Source organism: Nocardia flavorosea (assembly GCF_015477805.1).
Lineage (GTDB): Bacteria > Actinomycetota > Actinomycetes > Mycobacteriales > Mycobacteriaceae > Nocardia > Nocardia flavorosea_A.
In genome coordinates, this window is the sequence record NZ_JADLQL010000002.1 from 73,428 (window position 1) to 88,808 (window position 15,381).

Annotated in this window: 16 protein-coding genes; 4 read left to right on the forward strand and 12 right to left on the reverse strand. The window is 67.3% G+C overall.

The window, feature by feature from the left end; all coding sequences use genetic code 11:
- Window positions 1-352: 352 nt before the first annotated feature.
- Window positions 353-1,711: an FAD-binding oxidoreductase gene (locus tag IU448_RS09355; RefSeq protein ID WP_195055209.1), complete on the forward strand. Its 1,359-nt coding sequence runs from the start codon at window positions 353-355 to the stop codon at window positions 1,709-1,711.
- A gap of 64 nt (window positions 1,712-1,775) precedes the next feature.
- Window positions 1,776-2,063 carry a GNAT family N-acetyltransferase gene (locus IU448_RS09360; RefSeq protein WP_195055210.1) on the forward strand — a complete coding sequence of 96 codons (288 nt, stop codon included), beginning with the start codon at window positions 1,776-1,778 and terminating at the stop codon, window positions 2,061-2,063.
- A 73-nt stretch (window positions 2,064-2,136) separates the two neighbouring features.
- Here the strand turns inward: IU448_RS09360 and cutA are convergent, their stop codons facing one another.
- The 3 genes from cutA to IU448_RS09375 form a co-directional block, all read right to left on the reverse strand.
- Window positions 2,137-2,460 carry a divalent-cation tolerance protein CutA gene (gene cutA / locus IU448_RS09365; protein WP_280459160.1) on the reverse strand — a complete coding sequence of 108 codons (324 nt, stop codon included), beginning with the start codon at window positions 2,458-2,460 and terminating at the stop codon, window positions 2,137-2,139.
- 221 nt (window positions 2,461-2,681) lie between these two features.
- Window positions 2,682-3,494 carry a sigma factor-like helix-turn-helix DNA-binding protein gene (locus IU448_RS09370; RefSeq protein WP_324188551.1) on the reverse strand — a complete coding sequence of 271 codons (813 nt, stop codon included), beginning with the start codon at window positions 3,492-3,494 and terminating at the stop codon, window positions 2,682-2,684.
- A gap of 1,014 nt (window positions 3,495-4,508) precedes the next feature.
- Complete coding sequence (locus IU448_RS09375) at window positions 4,509-4,913, reverse strand: VOC family protein (RefSeq protein ID WP_195055212.1); 405 nt, start codon at window positions 4,911-4,913, stop codon at window positions 4,509-4,511.
- A gap of 90 nt (window positions 4,914-5,003) precedes the next feature.
- Here IU448_RS09375 and IU448_RS09380 point away from each other — a divergent pair, with 90 nt between their 5' ends.
- On the forward strand, window positions 5,004-5,594 hold the full coding sequence (locus tag IU448_RS09380) for a TetR/AcrR family transcriptional regulator (protein ID WP_195055213.1): 591 nt from the start codon (window positions 5,004-5,006) through the stop codon (window positions 5,592-5,594).
- Window positions 5,595-5,704: 110 nt separating this feature from the next.
- On the opposite strand, the gene IU448_RS09385 is transcribed toward IU448_RS09380, so the two are convergent.
- From IU448_RS09385 to IU448_RS09405, 5 genes are all read right to left on the reverse strand, one after another.
- Window positions 5,705-6,865 carry an acyl-CoA dehydrogenase gene (locus IU448_RS09385; RefSeq protein WP_195055214.1) on the reverse strand — a complete coding sequence of 387 codons (1,161 nt, stop codon included), beginning with the start codon at window positions 6,863-6,865 and terminating at the stop codon, window positions 5,705-5,707.
- 114 nt (window positions 6,866-6,979) lie between these two features.
- A complete protein-coding gene (locus IU448_RS09390; RefSeq protein ID WP_195055215.1) occupies window positions 6,980-7,684 on the reverse strand; it encodes a TetR family transcriptional regulator in 705 nt (234 codons plus the stop codon).
- Window positions 7,685-7,714: 30 nt separating this feature from the next.
- Window positions 7,715-8,965, reverse strand: a complete 1,251-nt coding sequence (locus IU448_RS09395; RefSeq protein ID WP_195055216.1) for a cytochrome P450 — start codon at window positions 8,963-8,965, stop codon at window positions 7,715-7,717.
- 79 nt (window positions 8,966-9,044) lie between these two features.
- A complete protein-coding gene (purE, locus tag IU448_RS09400) occupies window positions 9,045-9,518 on the reverse strand; it encodes a 5-(carboxyamino)imidazole ribonucleotide mutase (RefSeq protein ID WP_195056189.1) in 474 nt (157 codons plus the stop codon).
- Window positions 9,519-9,564: 46 nt separating this feature from the next.
- Window positions 9,565-10,737 (reverse strand): 5-(carboxyamino)imidazole ribonucleotide synthase, encoded by a 1,173-nt coding sequence (locus tag IU448_RS09405; protein ID WP_195055217.1) that lies wholly within the window; start codon window positions 10,735-10,737, stop codon window positions 9,565-9,567.
- Between the two features lie 87 nt (window positions 10,738-10,824).
- On the opposite strand from IU448_RS09405, the gene IU448_RS09410 reads away from it, so the two are divergent.
- Window positions 10,825-11,376 carry a GtrA family protein gene (locus IU448_RS09410; RefSeq protein ID WP_280426918.1) on the forward strand — a complete coding sequence of 184 codons (552 nt, stop codon included), beginning with the start codon at window positions 10,825-10,827 and terminating at the stop codon, window positions 11,374-11,376.
- Window positions 11,377-11,412: 36 nt separating this feature from the next.
- On the opposite strand, the gene IU448_RS09415 is transcribed toward IU448_RS09410, so the two are convergent.
- The 4 genes from IU448_RS09415 to IU448_RS09430 all read right to left on the reverse strand — a co-directional run bounded on the left by IU448_RS09415 (window position 11,413) and on the right by IU448_RS09430 (window position 14,818).
- Complete coding sequence (locus tag IU448_RS09415) at window positions 11,413-12,723, reverse strand: sensor histidine kinase (protein WP_195055219.1); 1,311 nt, start codon at window positions 12,721-12,723, stop codon at window positions 11,413-11,415.
- Window position 12,724: 1 nt separating this feature from the next.
- Window positions 12,725-13,402, reverse strand: coding sequence for a response regulator transcription factor (locus IU448_RS09420; protein ID WP_068041400.1), 678 nt, complete (start codon window positions 13,400-13,402; stop codon window positions 12,725-12,727).
- A 39-nt stretch (window positions 13,403-13,441) separates the two neighbouring features.
- Complete coding sequence (locus IU448_RS09425; RefSeq protein ID WP_195055220.1) at window positions 13,442-13,954, reverse strand: PH domain-containing protein; 513 nt, start codon at window positions 13,952-13,954, stop codon at window positions 13,442-13,444.
- 66 nt (window positions 13,955-14,020) lie between these two features.
- Entirely contained in the window at window positions 14,021-14,818 is a 798-nt protein-coding gene (locus IU448_RS09430; RefSeq protein ID WP_324188552.1) for a biotin--[acetyl-CoA-carboxylase] ligase, read from the reverse strand.
- Window positions 14,819-15,381 lie beyond the last annotated feature (563 nt).

Sequence of the window (15,381 nt, forward strand, 5' to 3'; positions counted from 1 at the left end):
AGCCACGGTCGCGACGTCCGCGGCGATGCGCGCGAATCGGTGCAGAACTCGGCATCGCCGCGTGCGACCGGCAGCGACCGTATCGGGTCGACAGTGCGGATATCGGGTATCGACGTCCGCGTCGCGCGCCGACGCCCCGGGGCCGGCCGGTCTACGACATTCGAGCGGAGCAGTGGTCCCGCGCCTGCGGGAACGTGCCGGTAGCGGAATAACCACCGGCGGCGCATTGCCCCTCGAGCGGCGATGACCTGTACAGCCGAGTGGGTTCGGCTGTACAGGTTGTCGGCAGCGAGGACGCCACAGTGTTCCCGGGGCGCTGTGGCCGGTCGGGCGGGGGCGCTACCGTGACAGCGTGGACCTGCGCGCATTGACCGAGCGGCTGCCCGCCGGCGCCGTGATCACCGACCCCGATATCGTCGCCGGATACCGGCAGGACCGGGCCCTGGACCCCGCAGCCGGGACACCGGCCGCCGTGGTCCGCGCCACCGCGGCCGCGGATGTACGGGAAACCCTGCTCTGGGCGGATGAGCACCGGGTGCCGGTGGTTCCGCGTGGTGCCGGTTCGGGTCTCTCCGGTGGGGCGACCGCGCTCGACGGCGGGATCGTGCTGAGCACCGAGCGCATGCGCGATATCCGGATCGACCCGGTCACCCGGACCGCCGTGGTCCAGCCCGGGCTCTTCAACGCCGAGGTGAAGCGGGCAGCCGCGGAGCACGGACTGTGGTACCCGCCGGACCCATCGTCGTTCGAGATCTGTTCGATCGGCGGTAACGCCGCCACCAACGCAGGCGGGCTGTGCTGTGTGAAATACGGCGTGACCACCGACTACGTACTCGGCATGGAAGTCGTGCTCGCCGATGGCGCCGTGGTGCGGCTGGGCGGACCGCGATTGAAGGATTCGGCCGGTTTATCGCTGACCAAGCTGTTCGTCGGCAGCGAGGGCACACTCGGTGTGATCACCGAACTCACCCTGCGCCTGCTACCCGCGCAACCCGCCCAGTGCACCGTCGTCGCCTCGTTCGCGACGCTCACCGCAGCCACCGAGGCCATTCTCGCCATCACCGGGGCGCTACGGCCGGCCATGCTGGAATTCATGGATTCCGTCGCGATCAACGCGGTGGAGGACGAAATGCGGATGGGACTGGACCGCGACGCCGCGGCGCTGCTGGTTGCCCGGTCCGATGCCCCCGGCGAGCACGCCGCCCACGAGGCCCGGGTGATGCTGGAGGCATGCCGGACGGCGGGCGCGACCGAGGTCTTCGAAACCGCTGACGCCGACGAGGGCGAAGCCTTCACCGCGGCCCGCCGCTTCGCCATCCCGGCGGTCGAGCGGATCGGCCGGCTACTGCTCGAAGACGTCGGGGTACCACTGCCCCGGCTCGGTGAGCTGGTCACCGGTGTTGCCGAGATCGCCCGGTGTAACGACGTCACGGTCTCGGTGATCGCGCACGCGGGCGACGGCAACACCCACCCGCTGATCGTCCACAACCCCGACGATCCCGGCGAAACCGAACGCGCGCATCGCGCTTTCGGCGAGATCATGGATCTGGCCATCGCCCTCGGCGGCACCATCACCGGCGAGCACGGGGTCGGACGACTGAAGAAGGACTGGCTCCCCGATCAGCTGGGCCCCGGCGTGATGGCGCTGACCCGCCGGATCAAGGATGCGCTCGACCCGCACGGCATCCTCAACCCCGGCGCCGTCCTCTGAGCGCGTTTCCCCGCGATCTCCGGCCGTTGGAACAAACCCGGCACGGAAGGCCGTTCCAACAGAGGTGAGCACCGAACTCCGACACAACGCGGCCGATACCCGGTTCGAGATCTATCTCGACGGCTCCCTGGCCGGCTATGCCGACTATGCGGAAACCGAGAGCCCGAAGGTTCGCAATTTCCACCACACGATCACCTTCCCGGAGTTCCGGGGACGCGGGGTGGCCGCGCAGGTGGTGAAGTACGCGCTCGACGAGAGCCGGGCGGCAGGCTTCTCGGTCGCCGCCACGTGCTGGTACGTGGACGAATACATCGGCAAGCATCCCGAGTACGCCGATCTGGTCCACCGCTGAGCCGCATCGGCCGGTCGCAACGCTGTTCGATCGGCCGACAATCTGCGCCGTGCGTCGCCGGGCGATCTTCCGATCAACTGGTCTCGGCCAGTATCCACTCCCCGTACGCGGGGTTCACACCGGTGACAGGCACTGCGACAACCTGCGGCACCTCGTCGGGGTGCTCGGCATTGGCGCGCTCGATGATCGCGGCGATATGCGAAGCCCGGGTGTGCAACACCACCACAGCTTCCGATGCATCCTCCACCTCCCCCTCCCACCTGTAAATGGACCGGACCTCCGGGTGGATGTTCCCGCACGCCGCCAACCGGTCGGTCACGAGCCGGCGGGTGAACTCCGCCAGCCATTCTTCGTCGGGTCCGCTGATGGTGACGTCCACAAGATCGCTATCGCTCACGGCGTACATAATCCACCAACACAGCGCGTCCCGCGCGGTCAGCCCACCCCGGGAACGACGGGAGCCCGCGATGCTGCCCACCCGAACCGGGAAGCGCCGAAAACCCGCTGGCAGCAGCAATTTACGATTTGCCGGGGCGTTGGTGCACTGTCACCCCACATCTTTCCGAGGGGCAAAGGATCGGGTTTTCACTCCGCCGGCCAAGAAGGACCGAAGCACCGTCAACGTCTGGTTGTGAACGGGCCCGCGACTGCTCGGCTGTCGGTAACCTCCAGATCCGCGACCTCGCATTCGACCACTGCGCTGACCGAGCGCGCCGACGGTTCGTAGAGTGCGGCCACATTGCTGTCCAGCCAATGCGCGACGCCGTGCGCTCCGGCGTCCGTCAGGCCGGCGATCTGGACGATGACGCGACCGTCCTCCTCCCGGCGGCCGAGGAATCCGATATCGACACCGGACTGCCGCTGCGCCGGCCGGGAATACCGGCGCCCGGTCGCCTTGTCGACCAGACACCATTCGCCGTCGACCTTTTCGAGGTTCAATGCGTCGTCGGCGGCGAGCAGTTCTTGCGCCACCGGGGCCGAGCCGGGGTCACAGATCACCACGGTGTCGCCGGCCGGCACGTCCTGGGCGTCGGGGTCGATCTCGTAGCGTGAGGTGGCGAGCGACAGCCGTGCCAGCACTTTTTCGATGAGTTGCCGGGCCGCTCGGTCGCTTGCATCGACAACGGCATCATCCGCGGTATCACGCCGGGGAACACCGACCGCCACTGGACCTACGCCGAAGAAGGCGCGTTCGGCCGGTGGCGCACCCGATTTGATCTGGCTGATCCGGCCTTTGGTGATTCCGAGCAGTTCCGCTATCTCGGTGTAGTTCAGTCCTTTTCGGTGGGCCTCTTCGATCGCTTCTTTGCGCAGCCGCGCCAGTTCGGCGGCCCGCTGCTGGTAGAGCGTGATCAGTTCGGTCGCCCGCCGCCCGCGCCGTATCGGATCCGGCTCGGAACGGACATGCTCGAACTCGCTTGTGCCACCCACGCCCTGAGTCTAGAGATACCGACTTGACCGCAAGACGGGGTCGACGTAATATCCTGGTTTACCCCCACTAAACGTTCTGCGACTCGCTCTGTTCTACCGGTTTAGGCAGCATAAATCACGGCATGATCGCCCGCATACCGATTCGCGGTCTGCGGGTTCCGACGAATCCATGAACCACGAGGTCGCCCAATGAACCATGCTCGGCCACGCTTGCCCTCGAGAACTCCCGCCAACCACGCCGGCGCAGCGGTATTGCGACTGTGGCGGCTCGGTGAATGCACCGACCCGGCCGTCCTCGCCCGGGTCGCCGCCGAGTTACGCGCACTCCCCGACCACCGGCCACCGACCACCTCCGGTGGCCACGAAAACTACAGCGGCGCAACTGGTTTCCCCTGCCCACGCCGCGACATACAGCACCGGAACCCACCGGCCGCGCTGGGCGACCGATGACCCAATCGGAACAACCCGCCTGCCACTGCGAAGACGAACCGTGGATTCACCACGGGATGCTGCGCAGCACAACCACTCCCGGCCGCTTCCGATGCCCGGAGACACAGCACTGCCTGCACGGTGCCACCGTCGAGAACGGACGGATCGCCGACCACTGGAGAAATGTGCCCGGTGAATGCCCATGGACCGGCGTGAAAGTCACCGACCACCCCCGCTGCCCCTGCGGGCGGGGTCCATGGATCAAACTCCGCCACCTACGCCTGTTCACCCGCAAGGGCCTCACCGGCCCGGTTGTTTCGCTCTCCTGCCCGGGCCTGTGCCCGGGCCCCCAGGTCGCCGTCCACGCTCATCACATCTGCGACCACTCGCGCGACAACCACACCCGATGCCCGTGGTCCGGCACCAGAATCGCCCCGGTGGGCATCGCGCCACCCCTGTTCGTTTCCGATCCGCGGACATACTGAACCATTCCGGGACAGGCAGTCCGGGCGATCGTCCCCACCAGCGATTCGATACCGGGCAACTCAGGTCTGTCCGGCCGGACAGGTCGCAGACGGGGCCGGACTATCCGGCATACTCGCCGACAGGCGGGATCTCGGTGATGACGTCCACCAGGACGCCATCGGGTGCGGCCAGGATGAAATGCCGCTGGCCGAAATCCTCCGAACGGATATCGAGTTCGGGCGACAGCCCGCCTTGCACTACGAGCCGCTCCCATTCGGCGTCGACATCGTCCACCTCGAAGTTCAGCAGCAGGCCCTGAACCGGCTTGCGGTACCCCTCGGGGACGGTCGGATGGGCCGGGTCGAGCAAGGCCAGTTCGTAGAAACGCTCGCCTTCGGTGCGCCGCAAGCTGACGTACCAGTCCGCTTCGAAGACGATCTCGAAACCGAACCAGTGGGTGTAGAAATCGCGTGCCGCCGCGATCCGGGTCGTGCCGAGTACGGGATAGAAGCTGCTGAGTGTCATTTTTCCTCCACGCCGGGCCGAATTCACATACCGCTGGTATGTGAACTAAGCTAGGTCGCATACCGTCGGTATGTCAAAAGAAAGGCTGGAATGGCGGGTTCAGTACGAGGCCGGCAACGCGAAGAGACACGCCAGACCTTGCTACGCGAGAGCAGACGACTCTTCGCCGGCAACGGCTACGCCGGCGTGAGCATCACCGATATCGTCACCGCGGCCGGAGTCACCAAAGGTGCGCTCTACCACCAGTTCGCCGGCAAGCTCGAGGTGTTTCGCGCCGTCCTCGAAGACGTTCAGTCCGAGGTCGCCGACCGGGTCGCCGCGGCCGCGGACGCCTGCTCCGACCCGTGGGATCAGCTCGTCGCCGGATGCGAAGCCTTCCTCATCACCTGCGCCACCCCGGAGATCCAGCGGATCATGCTGATCGACGGCCCCGCCGTCCTGGGCTGGCAGGAATGGCGCGCAATGGACGAAGCCACCTCCGCCCGCCACCTCGCCGAGGCATTGACGGCGTTGATCGCCGCGGGCATCCTCGCGCCGCAACCCGTCCAGCCGCTGACACACCTGCTGTCCGGAGCCATGAACGAAGCGGCCCTGTGGCTGACCTCTGCCACCGAACCCGATGCACTCGCCGAAACCCTCACCGCCCTGCGCCGGATCCTCGACGCACTCCCGGCCCGGTAGCCGTCGCAGCCGGCCACCGCAGAACACCCCAGCCGTCGTCGAGCGCAGAAACGCCACCGGCGACCCGGGAACGATTCCCAGGCCGCCGGTGAGCGTCCGAAACCGGGGACCTACCCCTTGAGCAGGGCGCGGGACATGACGACCCGCTGGATCTGGTTGGTGCCCTCATAGATCTGGGTGATCTTGGCGTCGCGCATCATCCGCTCCACCGGGAAATCGGTGGTGTAGCCGGCGCCGCCGAACAACTGGACCGCGTTGGTGGTGACCTCCATCGCCACGTCCGAGGCGAAGCATTTGGCGGCGGCCGAGATGAAACCGAGGTTCGGCTCGCCGCGTTCGGCGCGGGCGGCGGAGGTGTAGACCATCAAACGCGCGGCTTCGATCTTCATGGCCATATCGGCGAGCATGAACTGAGTGTTCTGGAAATCGGCGATCGGCTTCCCGAACTGCTTACGGTCCTTCGTGTAGGCCAGGGCCGCGTCCAGGGCGCCCTGGGCGAGGCCGACGGCCTGCGCGCCGATGGTGGGACGGGTGTGGTCGAGAGTCTGCAGCGCGGTTTTGAAACCGGTGCCGGGTTCGCCGACGATCCGGTCGCCGGGGATCTTGCAGTTCTCGAAGTACAGTTCGGCGGTCGGTGACCCCTTGATGCCGAGTTTATGCTCGAGCGGGCCGACGACGAACCCCTCGTCGTCCTTGTGGACCAGGAACGCCGAGATCCCGTTGGCGCCCTTGTCCGGGTCGGTCACGGCCATCACCGTGTACCAGGACGATTTGCCGCCGTTGGTGATCCAGCATTTGGACCCGTTGAGGATCCAGTCGTCACCCTCCTGCCGGGCACGGGTGCGCATTCCGGCGGCGTCCGAACCGGCTTCCCGCTCGGACAGGGCGTAACTGGCCATCTCGCCGTTGACGATATCCGGCAGCACCTTCTGCTTGAGCTCCTCGGAGCCGTTGAGGATCATGCCCATGGTGCCGAGCTTGTTCACGGCCGGGATCAGCGAGGAGGAACCGCAGACGCGGGCGACTTCCTCGATGACGATGCAGGTCGCTACGGAATCGGCGCCCTGACCACCGTATGCCTCCGGGACGTGGACAGCGTTGAAGCCCGCGGCATTGAGTGCCGCCAGGGCCTCTTCGGGGAAACGCGCATGCTCGTCGACATCCTTGGCGTGCGGCGCGATCTCCTTCTCACAGAGAGCGCGGATGGCCGACCGCAGCTCGTCGTGGAAATCCTCCAGCTTGAACAGATCGAAATCCGGGTTTCCCGCCATTGGGTTCACTCCTGTTTGCCGGTGCGGTGCCACTCATCGGCACTCGGTGTCAGATCTTCCGCCACTATACCGCCTGCAAAACACCCCTTCCCAGGCGAGTGATGGCACTCAGTGTCAATCGCTTGCCGTCTCCGCCGAACCGCCGAGCCGCTGCTGCAGCAGTTCGGCCACCTGCCGCGCCGGCAGATCGCGCCGGAACACCGCGAGCACCAGTTCCTCCGCATCGGCCGCGCGCCGGTCACCCCGCGGAATCGTACTCAGCTCGGCTCGCAGGTCCGCGGGTCCGGCGGCCGACTCCCCGCGAACCATCCGGCGCAGCAGATAGTTGTGGGTGGCAGTCACCGCGGCAGTGAACTGCACTCGCGCCAGATCCGAGGAATCGGGCAGCCGATCCCGCAGAAAATCGGTGAACAACCGCTCGTAGCGGAACACCGTCACGATCTCGCGATCACGCAACGCCGGCACCCGGCGCACCACGTGATAGCGGCGCTCGGCGATATCGCGCCAGCGGGTGAACCGCTCGAAAACCTGCACCGCCGCCTCACACACCGCCTCCCACGGGTCGCCCGGCGCCTGCTGCAGGAACTCCCGCGCCGCGACCAGCTGAGCTTCGTGATCGGCGAAGATCACATCCTCTTTGGACCGGAACTGCCGGAAGAAGGTGCGCCGCGAGATACCGGCCGCCTCGGCGATCTCATCGACCGAGGTCGCCTCGTACCCCTGGTCCGCGAACAACCGCAGCGCCTCGTCCACCACACCCAACCGGAATCGGACGAGCTCGGCTGCGCCGGCCCGGCGCACGTTTTCCTCGTTGTCCATAGCGTCACCGTATCGAGCGGCGAAATACGGTCAGCGTCGCCGGTCACCGGCCAGGTGCACCTGTGCGCCACTGAACAGTAAATCGGCCGCGCGCGGCGGTACCGCCGGACCGGGCAGCTGATAGGCATCCGGGACGAGGGTGCGCAACTGGTGCAGAAATACCTCCACCGCCAGCGTCGCCGACTGCTTACCCGGACATACGTGCGCACCGAAACCGAAGGTCAACGGCATCTTTCCGGGCCGGCGCAGGTCCAGACAGTCGGGGAAAGCCGCCGGGTCGCGGTTCGCGGCCGCGAACATCACCAGCACGGGCCCCGCCGGTAATTCGGTCCCGGAGGCGAGCGTTACCGGGCGCAATACTCGGCGTTTCCACGCGACCAACCCCGGATCGAGCTGCAGGACCTTGGCGGCCACCTGCCCGGCCGTATCCGGGTCGGCCAGCAGATCCCACCAGACTCGCCGAGGATCGGCGAGCAGCCGCTGGACCCCCTGCTGAATACTGCCGCTCACCGTATGCACGCCGGCCGCCAGCGAGTTCGCCACCGCGGATACCGCGACCCGGCGCGGGATCCCGGCATTCCGCAACCGAGTCGCGAATCCGACGGCCCCGCTGCGCAACTCGTGATCGACGGCGCGGCCGCTCACCGTGAACAGGCGGCCCAGGGCGGCCACGGCCGCGGCGAGTTCACGGCCGCGCATCCGCCGGCCGAGCAACCCCGACTGGGCGCCGCTCCACAGCGCGACCTGCGGCCATTCCGCGGCCGGAAGCCCTACCGCCGACCCGGTCACCCGGGTCGCGTAGGCGATCGACAGCGCGGTCACATCCAATTCACCCGGCCCCGGGGAGAGCTCGGCGAGCGCGGCGTGGAAATGCCGCGCCATCGCCGCCGCGCGCGCCGGCTGTTCCGCGGCCGGGATCCGGAAATGACCGGCCGGGCCCGCCATGGTGTCCCACACCCGTTTGTGCAGTGCTCGATCGGTGAGATCGGCGGTCGCCTTCGCGGGTAGCGGGACCAGATGCCGGACCATGGGCGCAATCGCCCGCGCGGTGGTAGCGATCCGCGGATAACCGACCAGCGGTTCCAGGGCGTTCGCCGGCGTGATCGCAGGCGTCGCGGCCGCCAGCACCTCCCGGACGTCCTCGTACTTCCAGATCATCCGCAGTCCGCTGCTGTGCCGGTAGGAGCGCGCGGGCCAGTCGTGCAGCCGCCGGTACCGCTCATCCCGCTCGGCGAAGGACAACTCGTTCGCGGTTACCGTCGCGAAAGGAAACTCTGCCACCGCACTCCCGACCCGATCCGATACAGCAGTCGAATCGTAGGCGGCCGGACCGGCAGATGCTCCCGGATGCCGGGAAATCTCAGCCCAGCAGGCGCCGGCGCAGTGCCTCGTCCTTCTCCAGGACCATACTCTCCAGGCCGGCCTGGAACTGCTCCATCCGTTCCCGCAGCGCCGGGTCCGCGGCACCGAGAATGCGCGCGGCGAGCAGACCCGCATTGCGGGCGCCGCCGATGGAAACCGTGGCCACCGGCACCCCCGCGGGCATCTGCACGATCGACAGCAGCGAATCCATACCGTCGAGGTATTTCAGCGGTACCGGAACACCGATCACAGGCAGCGGGGTCGCCGAAGCGACCATGCCCGGCAGATGAGCGGCCCCGCCGGCGCCCGCAATCAGGACCTGCAGGCCCCGGCCGGCGGCATCGCGGGCGTAGTCGAGCATGCGCTGCGGCGTGCGGTGCGCAGACACCACGCCGACCTCGAACCGGATTCCGAATTCCGCCAGCGCCTCGGCCGCGGCTTCCATGGTCGGCCAGTCCGAATCACTGCCCATGATCAGCCCGACCGCCGGGGAACCCGGGATACTGCCTGCCACCACGTCACTCATGCGGATCCCATCCGTCGGTCCATACCGCGTGCGACATCCAGTGCGCCGCACGCTCGGCTCGTTCCCGCACCACGGCCACATCCTCGCCGAGCACGTTCACATGCCCGATCTTGCGGTCCGGGCGTTCGCCCTTGCCGTACAGATGCACCTTCGCATCGGGCATCCGCGCGAACAGATGGTGCAACCGTTCGTCCATCGACATCGCCGGCGCCTCGGGCGCACCGAGAATATTCGCCATCACGGTCACCGGGGCCAGCGGGCTGGTGTCACCGAGCGGATAATCCAGTACGGCGCGCAGATGCTGTTCGAACTGTCCGGTGCGGGCGCCGTCCATTCCCCAGTGCCCGGAGTTGTGCGGTCGCATGGCCAGTTCGTTGATCAGGATTTCGCCGGTTTCGGTCTCGAACAGTTCCACCGCCATGGCTCCGACCACCCCCAGGTCGCGGGCCAGCCGCAGGGCGAGCTCTTCGGCCTGGGCGGCGAGTTCTTCGGACAGGTCCGGGGCCGGCGCTATCACCACCGCGCATTGCCCGCGCCGCTGCACGGTTTCCACCACGGGCCAGGTCGCCGCCTGACCGTATGGCGAGCGCGCCACCATCGCCGACAGTTCCCGTTTCAGCACGACCCGGACCTCGGCCATCAGCGACACCCCGGCGCCGAGCTGCTCGGCGGCGATCTTCGCCGCCTCCGCCGCGTCGGCGGGCATCCACACACCGCGTCCGTCGTATCCGCCGCGGATCGCCTTGATGACGATGGGCCAGCCGTGTTCGTCACCGAAGCGGATCGCGTCCGCCTCGGTCTCGACCACGGTGAACGGCGGGACCGGCAGGCCGCGCGCCGACAGCTCGCTGCGCATGGCCAGCTTGTCCTGGGCGTAGCGCAGCGCCTGCGGCGGCGGCAGCACGGCGACCCCCTCGGCGACCAGCGCCTCCAGATGCTCGGTGGGAACGTGTTCGTGGTCGAAGGTCAGCGCGTGCGAACCGGTGGCGGCCCGGCGCAGGGCATCCAGATCGGTATGGCTGCCCAGTACGACATCGGGGCTGACCTGGGCGGCCGGATCGTCGGGCCGCTGCGCGAGCACCCGGAGCCGCTGCCCCAGTGCGATGGCCGCCTGATGCGTCATCCGCGCCAGCTGCCCGCCGCCGACCATGGTGACGGTCGGCATCGCCGCGGGATCGAATCTACGAGCGTTCACGTCGGTAAATACTGTCACGTCCAGCGCGAACGGTGGCTAGCGGTATGCTCTCGCCTTGTGTCAATCGTCGACGACGTGGTCCGCGTCCTTCCGCAGCCCCTGCAGGATATTGCGTTCCGGAATCGCGAGCTGATCAAGTTCGCGATCGTCGGCGCCACCACGTTCGTCATCGACAGCGGCATCTTCTACGCCCTGAAATGGACGGTTCTGGAGGAGAAACCGGTCACGGCCAAGATCATCGCCGGTGTTATCGCGGTGATCGCCTCCTACATCCTCAACCGGGAGTGGTCGTTCAAGAACCGCGGTGGGCGGGAACGCCATCACGAGGCGCTGCTGTTCTTCGCGGTCAGCGGCGTGGGCGTCGTGCTCAGCATGCTCCCGCTCTACATCTCCCGCTATGCCTTCCAGCTGCACCAGCCCACGGTGAGCTTCATGGTGGAGAACATCGCCGATTTCATCAGCGCCTACATCATCGGCAACCTGTTGCAGATGGCGTTCCGGTTCTGGGCGATGCGGCGCTGGGTCTTCCCGGACGAGGTCGATCAGATGCTGGAAGATCTCGAAGAATACGTCGAAGAAGAACACCACCGGCGACCGCTCGGCCGCTGACCTCGCACCGCCGCGGCCGATATCCCGCAGGCATCCTCAGCGGGGTTCGCCGACTCGCCGGCCGTCCATCCGCGCCGCCAGCGGTTTACCGAGAAATACCGCGAACAGAGCGGGGCGGCGACGCTGCAACTCCAGCCGTCCCCCGTCCGCCTCGATCAACGCGCGCGCCAGCGCCAGCCCGACCCCGGTGGATCCGGCGCCGGAGAACCCCCGATCGAAGATATGCGGCGCCAGTTCGTCGCTGACCCCGACTCCTTCGTCGGCCACCTGGACACACACCAGCGGATCGCGATCCCGGCCCGGCCGGACGGTACGCACCGAAACCGTGCAGGTCCCACCGCCGTGCATCAACGCATTGTCGACCAGTACCGTCACTGCCTCCCGCAACCGCGAACCGGTGATCGGGGCACGCAACGATTCGTCGCCGGTAAGCGACAGCACGCGCCCGGCCTCCCGGAACGGTGGTGTCCACTCGGCGACGATGCCGCGGAGTTCGTCCATCACCGGAACCGGGTCGCGGTCGGTGGCGTCCTCGTCCCGGGAGGCCCGCACCAGATCGTCGATGGCCTCGGTCAGGCGGTCGACCTGCGCCATGGCCTCGTCGGCCTCGTGCACCACCGCCGGATCGGAATGCGCGGACAGTTCGTCGAGCCGCAATCGCACCGCGGTGAGCCGGCTGCGTAACTGATGCGATACATCGGCCACCAGGGCATGCTCGCGCTGCAACCGGCCGGCGATCTCGACGGTGGCCGAATCCAGCACATCGGAGACCCGGTCCAGTTCCTCGATACCGTGGCGGCGCGGGTCGGCGCGGAAATCTCCCATGGTGAGCCGGGCCGCGCGGGCAGCCACATCCCGGATCGGGTCGGCGACGCGGCGCGCGGTCACGATGGCGACGGTGACGGCCGCACCGAGGGACAACGCCACGGCCAGCCCCACCCCGGCCACCGCCTGCCGCTGCCGGGCCTTCATCGGCGTCGCGGGAACCTCGAGCCGCAAGGACCCCTCGGTGCCCATCGACAACGATTCCACCAGCGGATCGTCGACGGCGATCGCACCGATCTCCACCGTCGCCGCGTTGTCCTCCGGCGACGGATACACGATCGTCAGCCGGCCGCCCTCCGGCACGAGCGGCCCTACCGTGCGCAGATCCAAACCGCCGTAGATCACGCCGGTGCCGCGTTCCTGACCGATGACCTCGGTGGAGATCTGTTCCAGCCGGCCGCGCAGATCGTTGCGAGTGATGTCCTCGACCCACAGCCAGGCGGTATAGGTGAGTGGGATCCCGAGCACCACCGTGGTCAGCATCAGCACGGTCAGCATCGACCGCAGAATCCGGCGCCGCACGTCAGTCGGTGTTCAACCGGAAACCGACACCGCGCACGGTGACGATCCGCCGTTCCGCCATCGGGCCCTCGTCCCCGATCTTGCGCCGCAACCAGGACATATGCATATCCAGGGTTTTGGAACCCCGTAGCTCGGCGTCCCCCCACACCTCCCGCAGAATGGTTTCGCGCGACACCACCTGCCCCGCCCGGTCGATCAATACCTTGAGCAGCTCGTACTCCTTGTTCGCCAGCCCGACTTCCACCCCGTTGACCAGCACCCGCCGGGCCGCCGGTTCCAGCCGGATCCCGCCGACTTCCACCGTGTCGTCCCCGATCCCGCTGCGCCGCAGCAGGGCGCGCACTCGGGCCAGCAGTTCGGCCAGCCGAAACGGTTTACCGACGTAATCGTCGGCGCCGGCGTCGAGGCCGACCACGAAATCCACCTCGTCGGTGCGGGCAGTGAGCATCAGCACCGCCATCTCGGCGCCGCGGGCGCGAACCTGCCGGCACACCTCCAGACCGTCCATTCCCGGCAGTCCCAAATCGAGAATCAGCAGGTCATGGTGCCCTTCCAGAGCCCGGTCGAGCACCGCGGGACCGAAACTCTCCACGGTCACCGAATACCCCTCGCGGCCCAGCGCCCGCGACAATGGCGCGGCGATGGCCTCGTCGTCTTCGCCCAGCAGTACGGCGGTCATGCGAACAAGGTTACGGTCCGCCGATCTTGCGACCGGTTCTCAGTAGCCGCCGTGCCGCGGCGCAGCCTCGAAAACCTGGTGGTACAGCAGTGCGTGCACCTGTTCCACTTTCGGAATATCGGAGTACTCCAACGGTTCCTCCGAGGACGAACCGATGATCAACTCACCGGTCCCGAACATCCGGTCCACCAGACCGTGCCGGAACTGGACACTGGAGATCCGGCTCATCGGGATATCGAGACCGCTGTGCGTGAGCACACCTTCGCGCACCAGCACACGGCGGTCGGTGACGATGAAATGCGTCGATCGCCAGTCCAGGATCGGCCCCACACTCCGCCAGGCCAGCACGGCCAGCCAGATCGCCAGGATCAACAACAGCAGCACCGAACGCGTCGACCCCTCGGTGGTACGCGACACCAGACCACCCAGGAAACCGGCCAGCGCGGTCGCGACGATGAGCGTGGTGACGGGCCACAACAACATCTTCCAATGGGGGTGGGTGTGCAGGATCAGCTCCTCGTCGGGCGCCAGCGCATCCTCCGGATAACCCATGACCGCACATTACCGCCGCGAGCCCGGGTCTCCGCCTGCGACGCGGGTTTGCGGGTCATTCGGCGCTCAGTTCGGGCGCAAGTGGGTGATATCGCCGGCGGAAACCGCTTCCTCGCCGATCAGCAACCGGCCCGCCGAATCGATATCGCGAGCGATACCGGTGAGCAGCCCGTCACCCGGAAGTTCGGCGCGGACCGGCGTACCGAGCGTCGCGCACCGCTCCCGATAGGCGGCGGCGAGATCGCCGGTGTCCCAATCCGCGTCGCACCAGGCGGTATAGCGGTTGGCAAATTCCGTCAGCAGCGCCAAGACCAAGGCGGTGCGGTCGGGATCGGGCACATCGCAGAGAATGAGCGAAGTCGCATGCGGGACGGGCAGTTCGTCGGCACCGAGACTCACGTTGACACCGACCCCCATCACCACGGCCGGTCGCGGACCCCCGGCCGTGGCCTCGGTGAGAATCCCCGCGATTTTGCGCCCCTCGACCAGCACGTCGTTGGGCCATTTCAGCGCGGCCGGCACACCGGTCGTCGAACGCAGCGCATCGACCACGGCCGTGCCGGTGAGCAGCGGCAGCCAGCCGAGCAGTTCAGGATCCAGGCCGTCGGTCCGGACGAGCAGCGAAAGTGAGATCTGCGCACGCGGCGGACTGGACCAGGGCCGGGCGAGCCGGCCGCGCCCTTGCTCTTGAGCCTCTGCGACCAGCACGATCCGATCGGCTTCCGGATCCTCGGCCCGCGCGAGTAGATCCGCGTTGGTGGAGCCGGTCGACTCGATCACATCGATCCCGGTGAAGAACTTCAGTTCCGGGGTTTCGGTGAGCGCGCGCCGCAAACGTTCGATATCCAACGGAGGCCTGTCCACTCGGGGCAGGGTACTGGGTCGGCTTGCGCGGCGGCGCGCGCGGTCTCGAGGGGCGGATCATTGTTCGCATCCGCCCTGTGTGGTGGTATCCGGACCTTCCGTGAAGGGATGGGAGAGTTATCCAGCGAGGTCGAAATGCTCGGCGGAAGCCGGGCGGGAGATATCTTCGGGTTCTGATTCTTCGGGTACGGATTCGGTTTCGGGAACCTGTTCGGTGAACGTCGGTTCCGGCTCGGCCGCGCGCCGCGTGAATGCCACGGCTTCCGGATACTGTCCGGTGCGAGTCGTCCAGTGCCACATAGCAGGCCCACCTCCCCTCGTGGCTCGAAAATCGGCCTGCTGCAAGGATATTGCCTCGGGTAGGTGGCGGGAAAGCGATTTAATTCCCGTCGGCTCCGGGACGGTGTCCGCAATGCCGGCGCGATCGCTCGCACGCGGCTGCCCATCGTGTGTCGTCACCACTGTTCGCGGCGATTTGCGGTACACATAACAACCAGCGGCGACCGACCCACCTGGGGTTTTCATCACCGCGCTCTACTCGCGAGTAGCGAGATCTGGGTTAA

Bases quoted from the DNA above. Each gene is read 5' to 3' on its own strand.
- IU448_RS09375 (WP_195055212.1), bottom strand. From the start codon at position 4,913: ATGACACTCAGCAGCTTCTATCCCGTACTCGGCACGACCCGGATCGCG.
- IU448_RS09380 (WP_195055213.1), top strand. From the start codon at position 5,004: ATGGCGGGTTCAGTACGAGGCCGGCAACGCGAAGAGACACGCCAGACC.
- IU448_RS09385 (WP_195055214.1), bottom strand. From the start codon at position 6,865: ATGGCGGGAAACCCGGATTTCGATCTGTTCAAGCTGGAGGATTTCCAC.
- IU448_RS09390 (WP_195055215.1), bottom strand. From the start codon at position 7,684: ATGGACAACGAGGAAAACGTGCGCCGGGCCGGCGCAGCCGAGCTCGTC.
- purE (WP_195056189.1), bottom strand. From the start codon at position 9,518: ATGGGCAGTGATTCGGACTGGCCGACCATGGAAGCCGCGGCCGAGGCG.
- IU448_RS09405 (WP_195055217.1), bottom strand. From the start codon at position 10,737: ATGCCGACCGTCACCATGGTCGGCGGCGGGCAGCTGGCGCGGATGACG.
- IU448_RS09420 (WP_068041400.1), bottom strand. From the start codon at position 13,402: ATGACCGCCGTACTGCTGGGCGAAGACGACGAGGCCATCGCCGCGCCA.
- IU448_RS09425 (WP_195055220.1), bottom strand. From the start codon at position 13,954: ATGGGTTATCCGGAGGATGCGCTGGCGCCCGACGAGGAGCTGATCCTG.